Origin of the sequence: Nocardiopsis dassonvillei subsp. dassonvillei DSM 43111 (assembly GCF_000092985.1) — a bacterium.
Lineage (GTDB): Bacteria > Actinomycetota > Actinomycetes > Streptosporangiales > Streptosporangiaceae > Nocardiopsis > Nocardiopsis dassonvillei.
On record NC_014210.1, the window covers coordinates 2194076 to 2212714 of the forward strand.

Annotated in this window: 13 protein-coding genes; 6 read left to right on the top strand and 7 right to left on the bottom strand. The window is 73.4% G+C overall.

What is annotated here, in order from left to right:
* Nucleotides 1–67 precede the first annotated feature (67 nt).
* A complete protein-coding gene (locus tag NDAS_RS08905; RefSeq protein ID WP_041552608.1) occupies nt 68–646 on the top strand; it encodes a DapH/DapD/GlmU-related protein in 579 nt (192 codons plus the stop codon).
* Nucleotides 647–657: 11 nt separating this feature from the next.
* Here the strand turns inward: NDAS_RS08905 and NDAS_RS08910 are convergent, their stop codons facing one another.
* Nucleotides 658–1044, bottom strand: a complete 387-nt coding sequence (locus NDAS_RS08910; protein WP_013152830.1) for a pyridoxamine 5'-phosphate oxidase family protein — start codon at nt 1042–1044, stop codon at nt 658–660.
* 279 nt (nt 1045–1323) lie between these two features.
* On the opposite strand from NDAS_RS08910, the gene NDAS_RS08915 reads away from it, so the two are divergent.
* Nucleotides 1324–3867, top strand: a complete 2544-nt coding sequence (locus NDAS_RS08915; RefSeq protein WP_013152831.1) for a tetratricopeptide repeat protein — start codon at nt 1324–1326, stop codon at nt 3865–3867.
* A gap of 43 nt (nt 3868–3910) precedes the next feature.
* Here the strand turns inward: NDAS_RS08915 and NDAS_RS08920 are convergent, their stop codons facing one another.
* Together NDAS_RS08920 and NDAS_RS08925 are read right to left on the bottom strand one after the other, a co-directional pair.
* Nucleotides 3911–4993 carry a tartrate dehydrogenase gene (locus tag NDAS_RS08920; protein WP_013152832.1) on the bottom strand — a complete coding sequence of 361 codons (1083 nt, stop codon included), beginning with the start codon at nt 4991–4993 and terminating at the stop codon, nt 3911–3913.
* A gap of 91 nt (nt 4994–5084) precedes the next feature.
* Nucleotides 5085–6041, bottom strand: coding sequence for a LysR family transcriptional regulator (locus tag NDAS_RS08925; RefSeq protein WP_013152833.1), 957 nt, complete (start codon nt 6039–6041; stop codon nt 5085–5087).
* 115 nt (nt 6042–6156) lie between these two features.
* Here NDAS_RS08925 and NDAS_RS29235 point away from each other — a divergent pair, with 115 nt between their 5' ends.
* Entirely contained in the window at nt 6157–6495 is a 339-nt protein-coding gene (locus tag NDAS_RS29235) for a hypothetical protein (protein WP_013152834.1), read from the top strand.
* A 47-nt stretch (nt 6496–6542) separates the two neighbouring features.
* Nucleotides 6543–7703 carry an RNA-guided endonuclease InsQ/TnpB family protein gene (locus NDAS_RS08935; protein ID WP_013152835.1) on the top strand — a complete coding sequence of 387 codons (1161 nt, stop codon included), beginning with the start codon at nt 6543–6545 and terminating at the stop codon, nt 7701–7703.
* A gap of 217 nt (nt 7704–7920) precedes the next feature.
* On the opposite strand, the gene NDAS_RS08940 is transcribed toward NDAS_RS08935, so the two are convergent.
* Nucleotides 7921–8514, bottom strand: coding sequence for a DsbA family protein (locus NDAS_RS08940; protein WP_013152836.1), 594 nt, complete (start codon nt 8512–8514; stop codon nt 7921–7923).
* Between the two features lie 23 nt (nt 8515–8537).
* Nucleotides 8538–9557 carry a LacI family DNA-binding transcriptional regulator gene (locus NDAS_RS08945; RefSeq protein WP_013152837.1) on the bottom strand — a complete coding sequence of 340 codons (1020 nt, stop codon included), beginning with the start codon at nt 9555–9557 and terminating at the stop codon, nt 8538–8540.
* A gap of 528 nt (nt 9558–10085) precedes the next feature.
* Between NDAS_RS08945 and NDAS_RS08950 the strand changes: the two genes are divergently transcribed.
* Nucleotides 10086–11321 (top strand): hypothetical protein, encoded by a 1236-nt coding sequence (locus NDAS_RS08950; RefSeq protein ID WP_013152838.1) that lies wholly within the window; start codon nt 10086–10088, stop codon nt 11319–11321.
* A gap of 137 nt (nt 11322–11458) precedes the next feature.
* Entirely contained in the window at nt 11459–12019 is a 561-nt protein-coding gene (locus tag NDAS_RS08955) for a hypothetical protein (protein WP_232051710.1), read from the top strand.
* A 5-nt stretch (nt 12020–12024) separates the two neighbouring features.
* Here the strand turns inward: NDAS_RS08955 and NDAS_RS08960 are convergent, their stop codons facing one another.
* Both NDAS_RS08960 and NDAS_RS08965 read right to left on the bottom strand, forming a co-directional pair.
* Nucleotides 12025–14151 carry a tetratricopeptide repeat protein gene (locus tag NDAS_RS08960; protein ID WP_013152840.1) on the bottom strand — a complete coding sequence of 709 codons (2127 nt, stop codon included), beginning with the start codon at nt 14149–14151 and terminating at the stop codon, nt 12025–12027.
* Nucleotides 14152–14741: 590 nt separating this feature from the next.
* The gene (locus NDAS_RS08965; RefSeq protein WP_013152841.1) at nt 14742–17924 is read right to left on the bottom strand and encodes an AfsR/SARP family transcriptional regulator; all 3183 of its coding nucleotides are present in this window, start codon (nt 17922–17924) and stop codon (nt 14742–14744) included.
* Nucleotides 17925–18639: the final 715 nt, after the last annotated feature.

An 18639-nucleotide genomic window follows, 5' to 3' on the forward strand; every position in this document is an offset into this window, starting at 1 on the left:
GCTTCGGAGGAGCGGATCTGGAGCAGCGGTGACGCGACCCCGTCGGCGGATGCGCCACAATCACCCGATGACCGACGACCGCTTCATGCTGATCCACGACCCCGAACTCCAGGCCAGGGGCGAACGCGTCCTGGGCGCCGAGTTCCGGGCGATGAGCGAGAGGGTGCTGCGGGCCACGGAGCTGACCTCCCGCCTCAACGTCCTCCCGTTCGACGACGAGGAGGGGAAGGCGGCGCTGTTCGAGCAGATCCTGGGCCGCCCCCTCCCGGCACGGGTGACGATCTATCCGCCCTTTTACACCGACCACGGCCTGCGCCTGGAGTTGGCCGAGCGCGTCTTCGTCAACCAGGGCTGCACGTTCCTCGACTACGCGGGCATTCGCCTGGGCGAGGGCGTGATGGTCGGCCCGAAGGCCACGTTCATCACGGTCGGCCACCCGGTGGACCCCGGCGAGCGGCGCCGGTTCCTCAGCGGTGCGCCCATCGACGTGGCGGAGAACGTGTGGATCGGCGCCGGTGCGACGATCCTGCCCGGCGTCAGCATCGGCCGCGACGCCGTGGTCGCGGCCGGGACGGTCGTGGCCGACGACGTTCCGGCCGCGAGCCTGGTGGCCGGGCCCAAGGGCACGGTGCGCCGACGCTGGTAGCGCCGGACCCCTCAGCCCGGACGCACGTTGCCCAGGAACCGTTCCACGGCGATCTCGATGACCACTCGGTTCGGGTTCTCCCGCGGCGTCTTGTAGCGCTCGCCGTAGCGGCGCACCGCCTCCGCCACCCGCTCGGGGTCGTCGGAGACCGTCGCGGAGCCCTCCACCGTGCACCACGCGCGCCCCTCCACCTGCGACACCGACACCCTGGCGCCGGGGTGGGCCGCGAGGTTGCGCGCCTTGTAGCTGCTGCCCGAGGAGATCACCCGTACCAGGCGCGCCTCGGCGTCGTAGGTCGCCCCCACCGGGACCTGGTGGATGGACCCGTCCGGGCGCGGCGACGCCAGCATGCACAGTCGCCGCTGCGCCCAGAACCGCGTGAATTCGTCCTCGTCCATCCTGTCCTCCCTGGTCCGACCGCCCCCAGCATCCCACCGCCCCGCCCCAGCCCTCCACCGGGGCGGGGACACCGCTGTGACCCGAGCGGTCTGGGCGGTCGGTGCCCGCTGACCGAAGCCCGGGGACGGGCACCGCGGCCGTCCCCGCCGGACATCCGGACCGCCGTCCACGCCCCGCATGCCGGTGGCCGACGAGCCGACACGCCACGGCCCGGGCACCACCTGCGCGGGGACCGGCAAGCCTGGCAGTGCGGGCGTTTCCACGCCACAATCGGCGCCATGACACGTACGCGGTGGGTCCGGGCGGGTGCCGCGGCGACCCTGTTCCTGGGCGCGGCGGCCGTCCTCCTGTGGCTCGTCGGCGGCCCCGACCCGCTCCGGGCACGGGCCGCCGCCGGTGTCGGCGCCGCCGCCGTGCTGACGCTCGCCGTGACCGCGCTCGCCCGGACGGGGCGGGCCGTGCCGCGCCCGACGGCACCGGCGACCGGCGAGGACGCGGCCAACACCCTCACCGGGCGCGTGAGCGGCGGCACCGTGATCCAGGGGCGCACCCTCACCGTGCACCAGCCGAGGCACCACACGGTCATCGACACGCAGATCGTCCACGCGCCGACCGCCGGGCCCGACTGGCCCGTCGTCGTCGGGGTCCTGCCCAACGAGGCCGACCACTTCCAGGAACGGGACCTGACCGGTCGGATGGACCACGCGGCCCGGGGCCGCCCCGGGGCCGTGCCGGGCCTGGTCCTGACGGGGATGGGCGGGGCGGGCAAGACCCAGCTGGCCGCCCACCACGCCCGCGCCCTCCTGGCGAAGGAGCGGGTCGACCTGGTGGTGTGGGTACCCGCGGCCGAGCGGTCCGCCATCACGCAGACCTACGCCGACGCCGCCCGCCGGGTCGTCTCCGGCCACGTGGACGAGGACCCCGAACGGGCGTCCCACCAGTTCCTCGCCTGGCTCCAGACCACCGACCGGCGCTGGCTGGTCGTGCTGGACAACCTCGACGTCCCCCGGCACGCGAGCGGCCTGTGGCCGCCCAACGCCACCCCCGCCGCCCACGCACCGGGGCCGCAGGGCCGCCTCGTGGTCACCACCCGCCGCACCGACACCGCACTGGCCGGTCGGGGCCGCACGTTCGTCGGCGTCGGCACCTACGCGCCGCCGGAGTCCCTCGCCTACCTGGCCACCGCGCTCCGCGACCTGCCCCGGGTACCCGGCGGAGCGGAGCTGAGGGCCCTGGCCGACGAACTGGGCCACCTGCCGCTCGCCCTGTCCCACGCCGCCGCCTACGTCCGCGACCGCAGGGACGGCATGACCTGCGACTCCTACCGCGCCCTGCTCCGGGACCGGCGGCGCACCCTGGCGAGGGTGTTCCCGGAGGGGGAGAGCCTGCCCGACGACGGATCCCGGACGGTGGCCGCCACCTGGGCGGTCTCCGTCGAGCACGCCGACACCCTGGCCCCCGAAGGGCTGGCGCGGCCGATGATGCGGCTGGTCAGCGTGCTGGACCCCACCGGCATCCCCGCCGCGGTCCTGACCTCGGAGCCCGTTCTGGACCACCTCCACCGCGCACGCCCCGACGGCCCGCGGCCCACCGCCCAGGACGCCGACGACGCCCTGTCCGCGCTGGCCAGACTGCACCTGGTCACCCGCACGGGGTTCGGACACGACGCCGTGGTGGGCGCGCACCGCCTCGTGCAGCGCGCCACCCGGGACCACCCCGCGACCGCCGTCGACCGCGACACCGTGCACACGGCCGCCGAGGCGCTCCTGTCGGTCTGGCCCGTGCGCGTGCACGCCAGCCCCCTGGGACAGCGGCTGCGCGCCAACGCCGCCGCGCTGGACGAGCACGGCGGCGAGTGGCTGTGGGGGGACGGCGCGCACCGGGTGCTGTTCGCGCTCGGGAGCAGCTTCGGCCGTTCCGGCGCGCTCTCCCAGGCCACGGCCCGGTTCGAGTCCCTGGTGGAGGCCGCCGACCTCCGGCTGGGCCCCCGGCACCCGGACTCGCTGGCGGCCCGCCACGAACTCGTCCTGTGGCGCGGCATGGCGGGCGAGGCCACCGACGCCGCCCGGGGCTTCCGGGACCTGGCCGAGGACATGACGCGGGCCCTGGGCGCGGACCACCCCCAGACCCTGGTCACCCGGGTCCAGGCGGCGCGGTGGCGCGGACGGGCGGGTGACTCCCGAGGCGCGTGCGAGGCGCTGGAGGACCTTCTGCCGGGCCTGCTGCGCCGCCTGGGCCCCGACCACCCCGAGGCGCTCGCCGCGCGCGGCCACCTGGCCTCCCTGAAGGGTCGGGCGGGGGACGCCCGGGCCGCCTTCGAGACCTACCGGTCGCTGATCGGGGACCACCGGCGCGTGCTGGGCCCCGACCACCCGAGCACCATGGTCATCCGCGGCCAGACCGCCCGGTGGCGGGGGAGGGCGGGTGACGTCGACGGGGCCATCGCGGGCTTCGAGGCACTGCTCCCCGACCAGCTGCGCCTCCTGGGGCCCGGCCACCCCGACACCCTCAGCACCCGCGGCCAGATCGCCGCCTGGCGGGGCGTCCGAGGAGACCACGCGGGCGCGCTGGACGGGCTCGGCGAACTCCTGACGGACCAGGTCCGTTATCTGGGCGCCGACCACCCCCACGTCCTCACCACCCGCCACAGCCTGGCCCGTTTCCGCGGTGAGGCGGGCGATCCCGTGCGGGCGGCCGAGGCGATGGAGGCCCTTCTGCCCGACCAGCTGCGGATCCTGGGGCCCGACCACCCCAGGACCCGGGAGATCAGGGCCGACCTGGAGCTGTGGCACCGGAGGGCGCGGGCCGGCGGGGGAGGGTGACGCGGTGGCCCCGGCGGGGCCACCGCGCTCCCGGACGCCGCGCTCAGTCGGCGAGGTTGTCGATCAGCGCCGAGGTGACGTCCTTGGTGGAGGCGCCGCCGCCCACGTCCGCGGTCAGCACGCCCTGGGCGCACGTCGCCCGGATGGCCCGCTGCACCCGCGCGGCCTCCTCGTCCAGGCCGAAGTGCTCCAGCATGAGGGCGGCGCTGCCGACGGCGCCGATCGGGTTGCACACGCCCCTTCCGGCGATGTCGGGGGCCGACCCGTGCACCGGTTCGAACATGCTGGGGTAGCGGCGCTCGGGGTTGAGGTTGGCGCTGGCGGCCAGGCCCAGGCTCCCGGCCAGGGCGCTGCCGAGGTCGGAGAGGATGTCGGCGTTGAGGTTGGAGGCCACCACCACCGACAGCTCCTCCGGGCGCAGGACGAACTTGGCGGACATGGCGTCGACCAGCACGCTCTCGGTCTCCACGTCGGGGTAGTCGGCGGCCACGCGTTCGAACACCTCGTCCCACAGCACCATGCCGTACTGCTGGGCGTTGCTCTTGGTCACCGACGACACCTTGCGCCGGCTGCGGGTGCGGGCCAGGTCGAAGGCGAAGCGGATGATGCGCTCGCAGCCGGTCTCGGTGAAGACCGCCGACTGCACGGCCACCTCGCCGCCCCGGCCGCGGGCGGAGAAGTTGCGGCCGCCGAACCCGCCGTACTCGCCCTCGGAGTTCTCGCGGACCACGACCCAGTCCAGTTCGGTGGTGTCGGCCTTGCGCAGGGGGCTGGTGACGCCGGGCAGGAAGTGGACGGGCCGGACGTTGGCCCACTGGTCGAAGCCCTGGCACAGACGCAGCCGCAGGCCCCACAGGCTGACGTGGTCGGGGACGGTGGGCCAGCCCACGGCGCCGAAGTAGAGCGCGTCGAACTCCCTGAGCCGTTCGGGGCCGTCGTCGTCGATCATCTTGCCGGTGCGGGCGTAGAAGTCCGAGCCCCACGGGAACTCCTGCCAGGTGAAGCCGAGGGTGCCGTGCGAGGCCGAGGCCAGGGCGTCGAGCACCTGGCGGCCCGCGTCGACCACCTCGCTCCCGACGCCGTCACCGGGGATGGCGGCGATGCGGAAGTGGCGGGTCTGGGCCATGTCTCCTCCGTCGGTCGGGTTCCCCGGAAGTCAAGCGCGCCGCCCCCGGCCGCGTCCAAGACGCATCGGCGATGTGACCCATAGGCGGTGCCTATGCCTGCGCGGAACCCCCCGGCTCCGCTTCCGGGCGGGTCCTGGCGTAGTGCTCGGCGACGCCGAGGAAGGCCTGCGCGGCGGGCGTCATCCGCGAGGCGCGGCTGACGATGACGACGCGCAGGCGGGAGACCGGTTCGATGAGGCGGACCCGGGCGCCCATGCGCGTGGCGATGGGCTTCCAGGAGGAGGGCATGACGGCGTGGCCGAGCCCGGACAGCACCAGGGGCAGGATCGAGGTGCGGTGGTCGACCTCGGCGGCCAGGTGCGCGTCGGTGCCGCCCGCCAGGATGTCGTCCACGATCTGGCGCATGAGGCTGCCGCGCTGGGAGGCGATCAGCCGCAGACCGCCCAGGTCCGCGCGGTCGATCCGGTCCGGGACGGGACCGGTGCCGCCGGACACGGTCCGCTCCGGCGGGGCGCCCTCCTCCTCGGGCGGGGACAGCAGCACCAGGGGCTGCTCCTCCACCGGCAGCACCCTCAGGTCCGCGGTGCGCGGGTGGCCCGCCGAGCCCAGCAGCCCGATCTCGGCCGCCCCCGAGCGCACGTGCTGGACCACCTCCTCGGGGGTGAACGCCCCCGCCACGTTGACCGTCATCAGCGGGTACTCCCGCGCGAAGGAGGCCATCAGCGTGGTGAGCGGCTCGATCCCCGGGGAGGGCGTCGAGACCAGGTCCACCCGCCCCCGCCGCAGCCCGCGGGCCGAACGCGCGGTGTCGCGCACCGCCTCCAGGTCCCGGACCACCTGGCGGGCCGGTTCGATGAGGCGGGTGCCGGTGTCGGTCAGCACCACGCCCCGGCCCACCCGGTGGAACAGGTCCACGCCCAGCTCCCGCTCCAGACCCCCGATGGCCTGGGACAACGAGGGCTGGGCGATGTGCAGGTGCTCGGCGGCCCTGCCGAATCCTCCGTGGTCGACGATGGCCAGGAAGTAGGACAGCTGCCGCGCGTCCATGTCAGCTCACCCACCGATTCATAGGCGCAGTCTATGGGTCTGAGAGAAACTATATCTTGGACGTGATGGCGGTCACACGTTGAGAGTGGTCTGCGCACCGACCGAAGGAGAGCGCATGTCATCGGAGACCACACCCGCACCACCCCCCGCCTCCCCGCCGCCCGACCCGGCCGGGCGCACCGACGTGGAGGCGGCCCTCCTGGGCGGACGGTCGCGGGAGGACCTGGCGCGGCAGAGGCTCTCGCCCGCCGAGGAGCGGTTCGAACGGGGCCGGGCCACCCTGGGATGGGTCCTGGCCCCCGCGCTCGCCATCGTCTTCGCCCTGCTCCCGCTGGGGATGGACCGGCAGCAGCAGCTGCTCGCCGCGGTCCTGCTCGGGGTGATCGGTTTCGTTGGCGGTGCAGACCCCCCGTTCTTCAGGGCGGGGCAAGCCGCCCCCGCCGCAATGTCGTAGGGCGTGGCTACGGTGTGTGCTGGTTCGAGGGGAGGTGTTTTCTCATCATGTTGACGGGGTTTCGGTACCGGCTCGCGCTCACCGACGAGCAGGCCGAGTCGTGCCAGGTCTATGGCGATATCTGTCGGGCGGTGTGGAACACCGGCCTTGACCAGCGCCGTGAGGCCGTGTCCCGTTGGCGGCGCGGCCAGCGCCTGCCCTACTGCGGCTACCACCTCCAGGCCCGTGAACTGGCCGAGGCCAAGACCGAGGAGACCTGGCTTCAGGCCGCCCCCTCCCACATCCTCCAGCAGACCCTGCGCGACCTGGACCGGGCCTGCCGGGACCACGGCACGTTCAAGGTGCGATGGCGTGCCAAGGACCGGTGGAAGCCCTCCTTCCGCTTCCCCGACAGCGCATGGATGAAGGTCGAACGCCTGGGCCGCAGGTGGGCACGGGTCGAGCTGCCCAAGCTGGGGTGGGTACGGTTCCGCTGGTCGCGCGCACCCCGGGGCACGGTCCGTTCGGCCACCGTCTCCCGCGACGGGGCCTACTGGTACGTGTCGCTGTTGTGCGAGGACGGCCAGGCCACACCGGAGGCACATGAGCGTCCCGACAGCGCGGTAGGTGTGGACCGGGGTGTGGCGGTGGCGGTGGCCACCAGCGATGGAGACCTGCTCGACCAGGTGTTCCAGACCCCGAAGGAGGCCGAGCGCGAACGCCGTCTGCGCCGACGCCTGTGCCGCCAACGCAAGGGGTCGGCGAACCGGGCCAGAACCAGGGCCGCCCTGTCCGCGTTGACCGGGCGGGTGCGGGCTCGGCGCTCCGATTTCGCCGCCCAGACCGCGCACACGCTGTGTGCCAAGAACGCGGTCGTGGTGCTGGAAAAGCTCAACACCACGAACATGACGGCCTCCGCGAAAGGCACTGTTGAGGTGCCCGGCGTCAGCGTGCGTCAGAAGGCGGGGTTGAATCGGGCGATTCTGGCCAAGGGCTGGCACGGCCTCAAGCTGGCCTGTCACAACGCGGCCCGGCGCACCGGGACCCGGATCGTGGAGGTTGATCCCGCGTACACGTCCCAGACCTGTCACTCGTGCGGATACGTCGCGGCGGAGAACCGAGAGAGCCAATCGGTCTTCTGCTGCGGCAGGTGCGGGCACACAGCGCATGCGGACGTGAACGCGGCCCAGAACATTCTCACGCGCGGATGGACTAGCCCTTCGGGGTGAACCGTGCCAGCCTGCCGAGACCTCTGGGATGCCATGTCGGTGAAGCAGGAACCAGCTGCAGCCGCGAGGCGCGCAGCGCCACCGCCCCGCCAAGGGGCGGTCGGAATCTCCCTCGTTCGCGAGGGAGAGGAAGTCAACATCGCGCTCGTCCCGCTCATGGTCGCGCTCACCGGCATCGGAACCTGACCCGAGCCCTGCGGAGTCGATGCCGTTGGGATCAGGCCTTGATCTCGCGGAACCCGGGGACGCCGGTGAGGAGCACGACCGCCTCCCACAGGCGCAGGGACTCCTCCCGGCCCGGCGGTTCGGTGACGACGGGGCCGAAGACCGCCCGCGGCGCGCCGTCGGCGCCGGCCAGGGCCAGGATCGGCGTTCCGACCTCGCCGGGCACCCGGCGCACGGCGTCGTGGTGGGAGGCGCGCAGGAAGGGATCGTGCTCCCCGGAGAGGCCGGCCCCGGCCAGGTCCCCGGGCAGCCCCGCCCGGCGCAGGGCGTCGGCGAGGTCGCCGATCCACCCGCTCTCCGCGGCGTCCTCCCCGGTCCACAGCGCCTCGTGGAACCGGCCGAGCGCCTCGTGCCCGTGGCCGCTCTGCACCGCCGCGCACACGCGGGCGGGGATCCACAGGTAGCCCTCCGTGTCGCCCTCGGGGTCCTCGTCCCGGCCCTCGTTGAGCACCGACAGGCTCATCACCCGCCACCGGACCGTGACCGGGCGCTCCCGGGCGACCCCGCGCAGCCAGCGCGCGGTGACCCAGCTCAGCGGGCAGGACGGGTCGAACCAGAAGTCGACCGTCCAGGGCTCGTGGGTCATGGCGGGGCCTCCTCGTCGCGGAGTCACGGCCGCCCGAGCGTGCTCTCCCTGGGCACCAGGGCGAACCCCGGGCGCACGCGGCGCGACTCGACCGCGCCCTCCGCGCCGCCCTCCAACCGGGCCAGCAGCGCGTCCACCGCGGCCCGCGCGATGGCCTGCTTGTGCGGCGCGATGGTGGTGAGGGCCGCCGTGCAGTAGCGGCCCTCCTCTATGTCGTCGAAGCCCACGACCGCGACGTCCTCGGGCACCCGCAGGCCGCGTTCGGTGAGCGTGCGCATGGCGCCGATCGCGATGAGGTCGTTGTAGCAGAAGACGGCGTCGGGCGCGGTCCCCGAGTCCAGGAGGCGGGCCATCGCCTGGGCGCCGTCCCGGCGCGTGTAGCCGTCGGTGCCGGCCACCAGGGCGTCGTCCGCCGCCGCCCCCGCCGCGGTGACGGTCTCGCGCCATCCGCGCAGGCGCAGGTGGGCGGGCTGGCGCGAGCGGCCGTGGCGGGCGCCGATGAAGGCGATGCGGCGGCGGCCCAGGTCGAGCAGGTGCCGGGTGGCGGTGCGGGCGGCGGCCACGTTGTCGATGGCGATGTGGTCGTAGGGTGCCTCGTACTCGCGCTCGCCCAGCAGGACCAGGGGGGCGTCGTGCCCGCGCGCGAGCAGGTCCTCGTTCTCCAGCTCGATCGGGCTCAGGATCAGCCCGTCGATCAGCCGGGCGCGGAAGCCCTGCGCGAACAGCACCTCCTGGTCCCTGCGGCCGTAGGTGTGGTCGAGGAGGACGATGAGGTCGAGTCCGGCGGCGTAGTTGATCACGGCGTCGGCGAGTTCGGCGAAGTAGGGGTTGCCCAGCTCGGGCAGGGCCAGCGCGATGATGCCGGTGCGGCCCTTGCGCAGGTGGCGCGCGGTCAGGTTGGGCCGGTAGCCGAGTTCGTCGATGACCTGCTGCACGCGCTGGCGGGTGGCGGGTGTGACGTGGCGGTAGCCGTTGACCACGTTGGACACCGTCTTGACCGAGACGCCCGCGTGTTCCGCGACGTCCTTCAGGCTGATGGCCACAGCGTCTCCTCCGCACATGGTGCACACGTGCACGACCGTGCGCGTCCCCGCCGCCCCGGCGGCGTTCCCGCGCCGCCCGCTGGCCTCCCGCCGCCGTCGCCGTCCCGACGACCGTCCGCCTGCACACGCATCCGTGCGTTCTCCGGCGATTTTTCTATCGTTATACAGCACGTGACGGCTCTCCGTGCGACGCTTCCGCCCGGGAACTCTCCCGATCGCGCGCTCCGGAGCCGCTCCGGTCAGGGTTCCTCCAGTCGGGTTTCCGTGTCCGGGCAGGCCGCTGTGACCGTGGTCTCATCATGTGGAGGCTGGTTTTCTCACGTTGTAAAAGACGCGACAGCGCCGCACACGGCCCCTCCGCCCCGGACCACGGGACGCGGCGGGCCCAGGGAAGCCCCGGGCCGCGGCCGCGGTCCAGTACCGCGTCCGCGGCCGTCCAGCGGGACGTCCAGCGGTGCGTCGAGTCCGCCCTCCCATCCTCACGGTGACGGCCGCATCCGTGCGGAATCCGCTGGAAGGGAGCTTCGGATGGGGAACTCGGAATGGGCCCGCGCGCCGATCGGGATGGACGCGGGGCGGTGGACCACCTGGGGCGGGTGCCGCCGGGTGCTGGCCGTGGCGTGCACGGTCGCCGACGCGCAGCGTTTGATGGACCCGGTGGCGACCGTGGCCTCCGACCCGCGCGTGCAGGTGGTCTTCACGGTCGCGCCCGACCAGGTGTTCGGGGCCGGGCTCGCCGCCTGGCTGGCGCGGGCCGGGGTCGTGGTGGTGCCCTGGCAGCAGGCGGTCAACACCCGCTTCGACCTCGCCCTGGCGGCCAGCGCCAGCCGCGTCCTGGACCGGGTCCACGCGCCCGTGGTGCTGTTCTCTCACGGCGTCGGCTTCAACAAGCTCACCCCCGCCCACCTGGGCGGACAGGGCTTGCTCGCCCGCGCCACCTACGGCCTGGGACGCGAGGGCCTGGTCCGGGACGGCCGCCTGGTCGCGGAGCGGATCGCGCTCGCCCACGACGACGAGGCCCTGCGCCTGGCCTCCGCGTGCCCCGAGGCGGTCGGCGGCGCCCGCGTCGTGGGGGACGCCGCCGCGGACCGGATCCTGGCCTCGTTGGAGCGGCGCCCGTGGTGCCGGTCCCAGCTCGGTCTGGGCCCCGACGACGTGTGGGTGGTGGCGGCCTCCACCTGGGGGCCCTCGTCGCTGCTGGGGTCCCGGCGAACCCTGCTCGGACGCCTGGTCGTGGACGCGGTGTCCGCGTCCTGCCGGGTCGGTCTGCTCGTGCACCCGAACGTGTGGGCCGCCCACGGCGACTGGCAGGTGCACCAGTGGCTGGGCCCGCTCATCGCCCAGGGGCTGGAGGTGGTGCCGGTCGACGCCGAATGGGCCAGCGCCCTGGCCGCCGCCGACGCGGTGGTGGGGGACCACGGTTCCACCACCGTCTACGCCACCCTGACCGGACGGCCCGTGCTGGTGGCCGACGACGGGCGGGCGGACGTGGACACGGCCTCGCCCATGGGGCAGGTTCTGCGCACCCTTCCGGCCGTGCGCGGGGACGCCCCGCTCGTGGGCCGGGCCCTGCGCTCCGTGGAGGCCGCCGAGCGGGAGGCGCTGCGCGCCGTGGCCGCGCGGATCACCTCCCACCCCGGCCGCTTCGCCCAGCGCACGCGCGCGGTGCTCTACGAGGTCCTGGGGTTGGACGAACCCGACATCCTGCCCGCCGCGCGCCCGCTGCGTCCGCTGGGCTGGGACATGCGCGGGTGGGCGGCGTGACCCCGGAGGCCTCCCCGGTACGGGCCCGGCACACGGCGGCCGCCGACGCCGGGGAGCACGCGTTCACCGCCGACCCGTCCCGGGGGCTCCTTCCCGCGGGAGCGGGGGCTCCCGATCCGTTCCCGGAGAGCCTTCCCGTGGGAACGAGGACTTGCGCTCCGCGCCGGGAACGCGTCCTCGCGGTGCCGGGCGCCCCCGACCCGCTCCGGGGGCACCTCCCCGCCGGGCTGGACGCCCCTCTCATCGCCGACCCGTGCCACCCGTCCGAGCGGCCGGACATCGCCGACGTCCTCCTGTGCCGCTGCGGGCGCGTGTCCCCCTCGCCGCGGGAGACGGGGCTCGCACTGCTGCGCGCCCACCCGGGCTGCCGGGTGGCCGCTGTGCACGGCCCCGACGGCCGGGGCGTCCTGGCCACCCCCCGGGGGCTCGTCCTCGTCACACCGGTCGCCCCCGCCGGAGGCGCCGCTCGCGGCGCGGACCGGTGGGGGACGGTCGCGGCCGCGGCCCTCGTGTACGCGTGGCTGGTCAGCGGTCGCGACCCGGCAGCGCTCCCCGACACCGTGCTCAGGTCCGCACGGAACCCGTCCGTCCCCCCACCACCCGACACCGGCGGAGACGGCGCCCCCGCCCCGGAACCCGCCCCCGTCCCGGGAGGGCCGCCCGTCCACGAGGTGTGGGTGCGAGCCGAACCCCGGTGACGGGGTCATCCCAACGCCTCCAGGCGTTCCTCCACACGCAGTCTGGCCGGGTCCGTCGGCAGCAGCAGCTCCACCGCCCGCTCGTAGGCCTCGCGGGCCCGGCCCGGCTCCCCGCGGCGTTCGGCGAGTTCCCCGATCGCCTCCAGGGCCTTGCCCTGGCCGGAGGCCGAGCCGCGCTCGCGCATCACCTCCAGCGCCCGGTCCAGTTCCGCCGATGCGGACGCGAACTCCTCCATGGCGGCGAGGACGGTGCCCAGGACGATCCTGGTCCGGGCCTGGTTGTAGGCGTCCCCGTCCAGGAGGGGGAGGGCGCGCTCCAGGGCCAGGCGGGCCGGGCCGAGGTCCCCGAGGGCGTGGCGGGCCCGGCCGAGCATGAACAGGCTGATGGCCAGGTTGTGGGCGACCCCGGTCCGCTCGTCCGTCGCCACGGCCCGGGCGAGGTGGTCGGCGGCCTGCCCGGGGAGGTGGTTCTGGAAGGCCACGATGCCCCGGCGCTGCTGGGTCTGGGCCAGGCGTTCCAGGTCCTGGTGGCGCCGCCAGACCCGTTCGGCGGCGTCCAGGTCGGCCATCGCCTCCTCGACACCGGCGAGGTGGCTGTGCACCAGCGCGCGGTTGTTCAGCAGCCGTGCGACCGTCGTCTCCTCCAGGTCGGCCGAGGACTCCCCGAGCACGGGCGCGGCGGCACGCAGCCACAACCGCGCCTGACCGTGGTGCAGGAACAGCGACCACAGGCCGTCCAGCAGGCGCGGCACGTGCTCGTGCGCTCCCAGCCGCGGCGCCAGTTCGGCCAGGGCGGCGAGGTTGTCGCGCTCCCGGTTGAGCCAGGCCGTGGCCTGCGCGGCGTCGGTGAAGGGTGAGCCCGGCACCGCCCGGTTGCCCGCGTAGGGCCGCAGCACGGCGTCGGCCGACACCGCCAGGTCGGCGAACCCGGACACCAGCCGCGTCAGCGACCGGTGGCGGGCGCCGGAGTCCTCCTCGGCCTCGGCCTTCTCCGCGGCGTGCAGGCGCAGCAGGTCGTGGAAGGAGAAGCGTTCGGCGCTGTGCTCGGTCAGCAGGTGGTGGCGGGTGAGGGCGGCCAGCCCCGCCTCGCACTCGGCCGCCGGGCGGCCGGTGAGGTGGGCGGCCAGCTCACCGGTGACGTCGGGGCCCGGGTGCCAGGCCAGACGCCGGTAGAGCAGGGCGGGAAAGACCGGGAGGGAGGCGTAGGACAGGTCGAAGGCGTTGCGCACGGACACGTCCATACCCATTTCCCTGCTCGCGGTGTCCAGGTGGTCGAGCCGACGGGGGGCGGAGCGCAGGCGCCGCTCGGTGTCCCGCCAGGTCCGGCTGCGGGTGCCGTGGTCGACGGCGACCGTGCACACGGCCACCGGCAGTGCCGAACACAGGGTGACGACGCCGTGCATGGCCTTCCGGTCGGCCTCTCCGGCGGGGGAGCGGCCGCTGAGTTCGGAGAGCAGGGCCACCCCCTCGGCCCCCGTCATCGGATGCAGGTCCACGAACTGCCCGCCGTCCAGGCGCAGCCCGGCCAGCCGCAGACGCGTGGTGACCACCACCGTGCCGCGGTCGCCCCCGGGCAGCAGGGCGCGGACCTGGGCGGCGGAGAGGGCGTCGTCCAACAGCAGCGACACGGGCGCGTGCGCGGTGGCCGACCTCCACCAGGCCGCGCGTGTGGCGAGGTCCGCCGGTGCCGTCCCGATCTGCACGCCCACGGCGCGGAGCAGCACGTCCAGCACGTCGTGGGGGTCGGCGGGCTGTCCGGGGGAGAAGCCGTGCAGGTCCACGAACAGCTGTCCGCCTCCGCCCAGTTCCGGGTGCGCGCGCAGGAACTCCGCCGCCAGCGCGGACTTGCCCACCCCCGCCGAGCCCGTGATCACCACCAGTGCGTGGCGGCCCCGGGCGTGGGCGCGCGACACGGCCGCCTCCAGCGCCCGCATCGGATGGGGCCGGTCCACGAAGACGGCGGGCGCGGCGGGGAGTTGGCGGGGGACGCGGTCGGCCGCGGATGCCAGGTGCAGGTTCACGTCCCCGCGGAGCGAGCCGACCTGGACGGCGGTTCCGCTGATGTCGCCGCGCACGGTGTTGGTCCGGGCGCTTGGGTCGTTGGTCGGGGAGGTGTGACCGGGGGAGTCCACGTGGTCTCCTAAAACACCTGTGACAAATGGTGTGTAAGGGGCTCCTGGTGAGCCGGGTTTCAGTCCTCTCCAGCCAGTGTTGAATTTCTTTCTTCGAAGGGCAACTTGCTGATCGTTCGGGTTAGTCCCGGGCGAGGTTTGTGTCTTGCATATGCACGTGCTAATGCGTTCGCTTATGCAAGAATGCGAGGTCATGGCCAGTCAGGACACGGTTTGATGCAGTATGAGGGGCCCGCCGCTTTGGGCGGCGGGCCCCTCTCGAATGCGCCTAAGGGGTTAGGCAGATGTCGCCGCAGGGATAAGGGGAGCACCCCAAATAACCAGCCAGGTCATTGCGACCAGGACCGAAAGCGCGGCTACAGTAGGAGAGCTCATCGGACTCTTTCTTTGTCGGTTCTTGCATCGTTTAGATCGCGCTGCTATGGAATCGTGAGGTGTTCGGTGAGGGCGGGGCGTTCCAGTGGCCTCTGGGCGTCCCGCCACTTGCCGTGCTATAAGCACGCAGACCGGTGAACGAGTACCGAGCTGGCTCTGAGCATGCCAAATCCTATCTTTGGCGACGGGTGCGCGCGCCAGAAAAATCCGGTCCGTTATGTGTTGCCCAGAGTTTCGAGCAGCGACCGGGTGATCTGAGCCTCGGGAGCCTGAAGTACCTCGAAGATTTCCGCGGCCTGGCGCAGGCACGCATTCGCTTCGCTCCGCTCACCGTGGACACTGAGGTGTTGGCCCAGAGCGAGCAGGGCTGTGGCGTGCTCCTTGCGCAGACCGTGCTGCCGCGCCGTCGAGGCGGCCTGGCGCAGGTGGGTTACCACGTCATGGTGCCGTCCGGCCGTCCCCTCCAGTCGGGCCAGGCCCAGTAGAGACTCGGTCCGCGCCGGAGGAGTGATGAACCCGCGCATTGCCAGAGCGCGACAGAAGCAGAGGCGGGCCTGGTCCGGCTGGTTGGCTGCGGCGTGTGCTGTGCCCAGGTTCGTCAGGATCGTGCTCTTGGCCCAGGGGTCTCCGAAGGATTCGAGGATCTTCAACGATTCCTGAAGACGCGATACGGCCTGCTCCGGCCGCTCCCGGTGCAGGGACAGCTTGCCCAGATTCGTCAGAGCGACGGCCGCCCTGCGCCTGTCACCGCGCCGACGGGCGGTCACCAGGACCTTTTCGCACAGCGACCAGGACTGGTGGTGGTACCCCAGTTGTTGGAACGCGCCCGCCAGGTTCAGTTGCATCTCCATGAGCAACTGCTGGTCCTGTGAGCGTTCCAGCAGGGTCGACGCGTCACTGAAGTCCGCGATCGCCTCGTGGGACGCGCTCACGGCGAAGTGGCACAGCCCGCGCACACGCAGGCAGAACACTATTCCGGGGCGGTGTCCGCGCGCCTCGAACGTCTCCAGAGCCCGTTCGACGAGGGCCCGGCTGCCCGCGTAGTCGTTGGCGACGTAGGAGATCATCGCCCCTTGGGCCACGGCCCACGCCTGTCCCAGGACGTCCCCCGCCTCGGACCACCGCTCATGGGCCGAACGGCTGTGTTCTCCGGCGCGGTCCACCTCTCCCACGCGCAGAAGGGCGCGGGCCAGGTCGAAGTGGGCCCTGGCCCGCTCACGGTCCTCCCCCTGATCGCGTGCCCACTCCACCATGGCGGTGTGCAGGGTGACCGCCTCGGACCAGGGACCGTGCGCGTCCATGTGGTCGCACACCACCCGCGCCAGTCGCAGGGCGGTGCGGCCCGCGCCGTGCCGGTCCGCCTCCGACAGCATGGTGAGCACGGTCGCCAGTTCGCGCCGGAACCACGCCATGGCCCTCTCCTCCGGCCATCGCTCCCCGATGGGAAGTGGCTCGTGGTCGTCGCGCCCGGGCCGGTGCGGGTGCAGGGCCCGGTCGGCCAGGCTCGTCAACGACAGGTAGGCCGCGTGCATCCTCTGCTTGGCCGCATGGGCCCGCTCCGGGGACAGACCGTCGCGCGCGCGGTGGCGGGCGTGAACCTGGAGCAGGGCGTGCATCTCGAAGCGATCGGGTTCGGGCTCGTTCAGGAGGTGGGCGCTCACCAGGTCCATGAGGGCCTGCCGTGAGGCGTGCTCGTCGGGGCCGACCAGCGCCGCCGCCACCCGCCCGTCCATACCGCGGGTGGGGTGCAGGCCGAGCAGGAGGAAGGCGTCACGGGCCCTCGGGTCCATGGCGTCCACGGACACGTCGAAGATGCGTGAGAGGTCCCGACCCCCCACCCGGAAGGCGCTCAGTCCCGGGAAGGACGGTGAGGGCAGCCGGTGCAGCAGGTCGCGCGGCGACCACGACGGATGGAACTGGGCCAGGTTCGCCACGAGCCCGACGGCTATCGGCAGCCTGTCGCACCGGTCGATGATCTCGGCGAGGGTGTCGGCCTCCTCCTCGCCCCACGGCCGGTCGAGGGCGGCGGTGAACATCTCGGTGCACTCCTCGTCGGAGGGAAGCCCGAGCGGCAGGTGGTCGGCGCCCTCCACCTCCGGGAGGAAGAAGCGGCTGGTGATCACGACCGCGCACCGGGTCCCGCTGGGGAGCAGCGGAAGGACCTGTTCGGCGCTGGCGGCGTCCTCCAGGAGGAGCAGCAGGCGCATCGACCGCGTGTGCTCGCGCCACAGAGCGACGCGTTCGGCCAGGCTCAGCACGGTGGGCGGCACCGGCACGCGCAGCAGGCGCATGAGTTCGGTGAGGGCCTCCTCCGCGCTCAGCGGAGCGGCCCGCTCGTCGTGCCCGCGCAGGTCCACCGACAGCCGCGCGTCGGGGTAGAGGTCCTTGACGCGATGGGCCACGTGCAGGCTCAGTTGGCTCTTGCCCACCCCCGCCATCCCGCAGACGACCCACAGGTGCGCGAAACCGGACTCCGTCTCCCGCAGCCGCGAGCAGAGCAGGCGGGTCTGCGCGGTGCGCCCCCGGAAGTGCCGGGGCTCGCGCGCCAGGTTGTCCACGATCGTGCGCGGCCTCCCGGCCGCGGGAGGCGGGGCCTGCGACCCGCCGACCCCGTCCGACCCGCCGTCCCCGTCCGACCCACCGTCCCCGACCGGACCGGCGGTGGCCCGCAGCAGCAGTTCGAACCGCCGCCGCAGCGCCGGGGAGGGGTCCACGCCCAGCTCCTCCGACAGCCGCTCCCGCAACCGCTGGTAGGCCGCGAGGGCGTCGGCCGTCCGGCCCAGGGCGTGCAGCCCGTGCAGGAGGTGGCCGTGCAGGGACTCGTTGACGGGGTAGGCGACCAGGGCCGAACCCAGGACCTCCACCGCCTCCGCGTGGTCGCCCTCGGCGATGGCCAGCGAGGCCCACACCGCCAGCGCGTCCTGGTGGGAGCGTTCCATGGACACGCGCAGCTGTTCGACCCAGCGTCCGCCCACACCGGGCAGCGCGGGCCCCTTCCACAGCGCCAGCGCCTCCTCCAGGGCCGCGCGCGCCTCGGCGGAGCGGCCCGCCTGGTGCAGGGCGCGGGCGCGTGAGCGCAGGCTCCGGAAGCGCTCCCAGTCCAGCGCCTGGGCGGGGAGGCGCAGCAGGTAGCCCTCGGCGGTGTGGGTCAGGATGCCGCGGTCCAGCCCGGCCGCCTCGATCTTGCCCCGCAGGCGCGTGACGTAGGTGTGCAGTGTGCTGCGGTAGCCCTCCGGGGGAGAGCCGTTCCAGAGCCGGTCGGCCAGCTCCCGAAGGGGTAGCCGTCCCGGGCCCGTCAGTGCCAGGGCGGCGAGGAGCGCGCGTTCCTTGCCCGTGGTCGGGGTGACGCGGCGTCCGTCGCTGCTCAGATGGATGGAGCCCAGAACACAGAGTCTCACCGGCGGATCCTTGGGAAGTGCCCCCGTTTATTGCTCTCGCCTATATGTGTGCCCTGCTGGGATTGTTGAAACTTCTTTTGGTCCCTTTGTAATGGTGCTCGATATTCTGCACGTGCATTTTCTGGTGAAAGTACTTATCGGCAATATCGAATGTTGCCGGAGGTGGCCTGTGTGGTTTATGTGTGCCCGGATGGCGGTGGGTGTTCCTGTCCTTTCCTCCGGAAGACGTGCTGGTGAGGTGGGTTGCCGTGCGTCGCGGAATTGCTTCGCGAAGCTCGTTTTCGGGGGTCCGCGTGTGCGGCGGCACCGCGAGCGGGAGGAGGGTCGGACGTGTGCCTCCGTTGCGCGCTTCGCTGAACCACCGCCCGCCCGTGAGGCTCCCGGGCCCCACCCCTCCCGCGCGGCGCGTCGGTGCCGCGCCACTGTTTCCGGGAACGCCGATTCGACGGCCGGACACGTTCCGCGCCTTCCCCGCGCTCTCCCTTCCCCGCGGGTGCCGTTCTCCGTTCGGCGGAAGGGACGCCGGAGCGGTGGGCGGACCACGGCCGCGTCCCGCCCGCGCGGGGGCCGGTGTGGCCGTCCCCACCCCGGCTGGAGCGGGGGGCGTACCGGGACGGGTCCGGCGGCGGCTACGGTGCTGTTGGGCACAGGACGAGCGCCGCGCCGCTCCGTGTGGCCCTTTTCTTTGTCGGTAGCTTCTTGCGGCCCCGCTCCG

Excerpts from the sequence above, each read along its gene's own strand:
- NDAS_RS08905 (WP_041552608.1), top strand. The coding sequence starts at position 68 with ATGACCGACGACCGCTTCATGCTGATCCACGACCCCGAACTCCAGGCC.
- NDAS_RS29235 (WP_013152834.1), top strand. The coding sequence starts at position 6,157 with ATGTCATCGGAGACCACACCCGCACCACCCCCCGCCTCCCCGCCGCCC.
- NDAS_RS08940 (WP_013152836.1), bottom strand. The coding sequence starts at position 8,514 with ATGACCCACGAGCCCTGGACGGTCGACTTCTGGTTCGACCCGTCCTGC.
- NDAS_RS08925 (WP_013152833.1), bottom strand. The coding sequence starts at position 6,041 with ATGGACGCGCGGCAGCTGTCCTACTTCCTGGCCATCGTCGACCACGGA.
- NDAS_RS08920 (WP_013152832.1), bottom strand. The coding sequence starts at position 4,993 with ATGGCCCAGACCCGCCACTTCCGCATCGCCGCCATCCCCGGTGACGGC.
- NDAS_RS08935 (WP_013152835.1), top strand. The coding sequence starts at position 6,543 with ATGTTGACGGGGTTTCGGTACCGGCTCGCGCTCACCGACGAGCAGGCC.
- NDAS_RS08950 (WP_013152838.1), top strand. The coding sequence starts at position 10,086 with ATGGGGAACTCGGAATGGGCCCGCGCGCCGATCGGGATGGACGCGGGG.
- NDAS_RS08915 (WP_013152831.1), top strand. The coding sequence starts at position 1,324 with ATGACACGTACGCGGTGGGTCCGGGCGGGTGCCGCGGCGACCCTGTTC.
- NDAS_RS08910 (WP_013152830.1), bottom strand. The coding sequence starts at position 1,044 with ATGGACGAGGACGAATTCACGCGGTTCTGGGCGCAGCGGCGACTGTGC.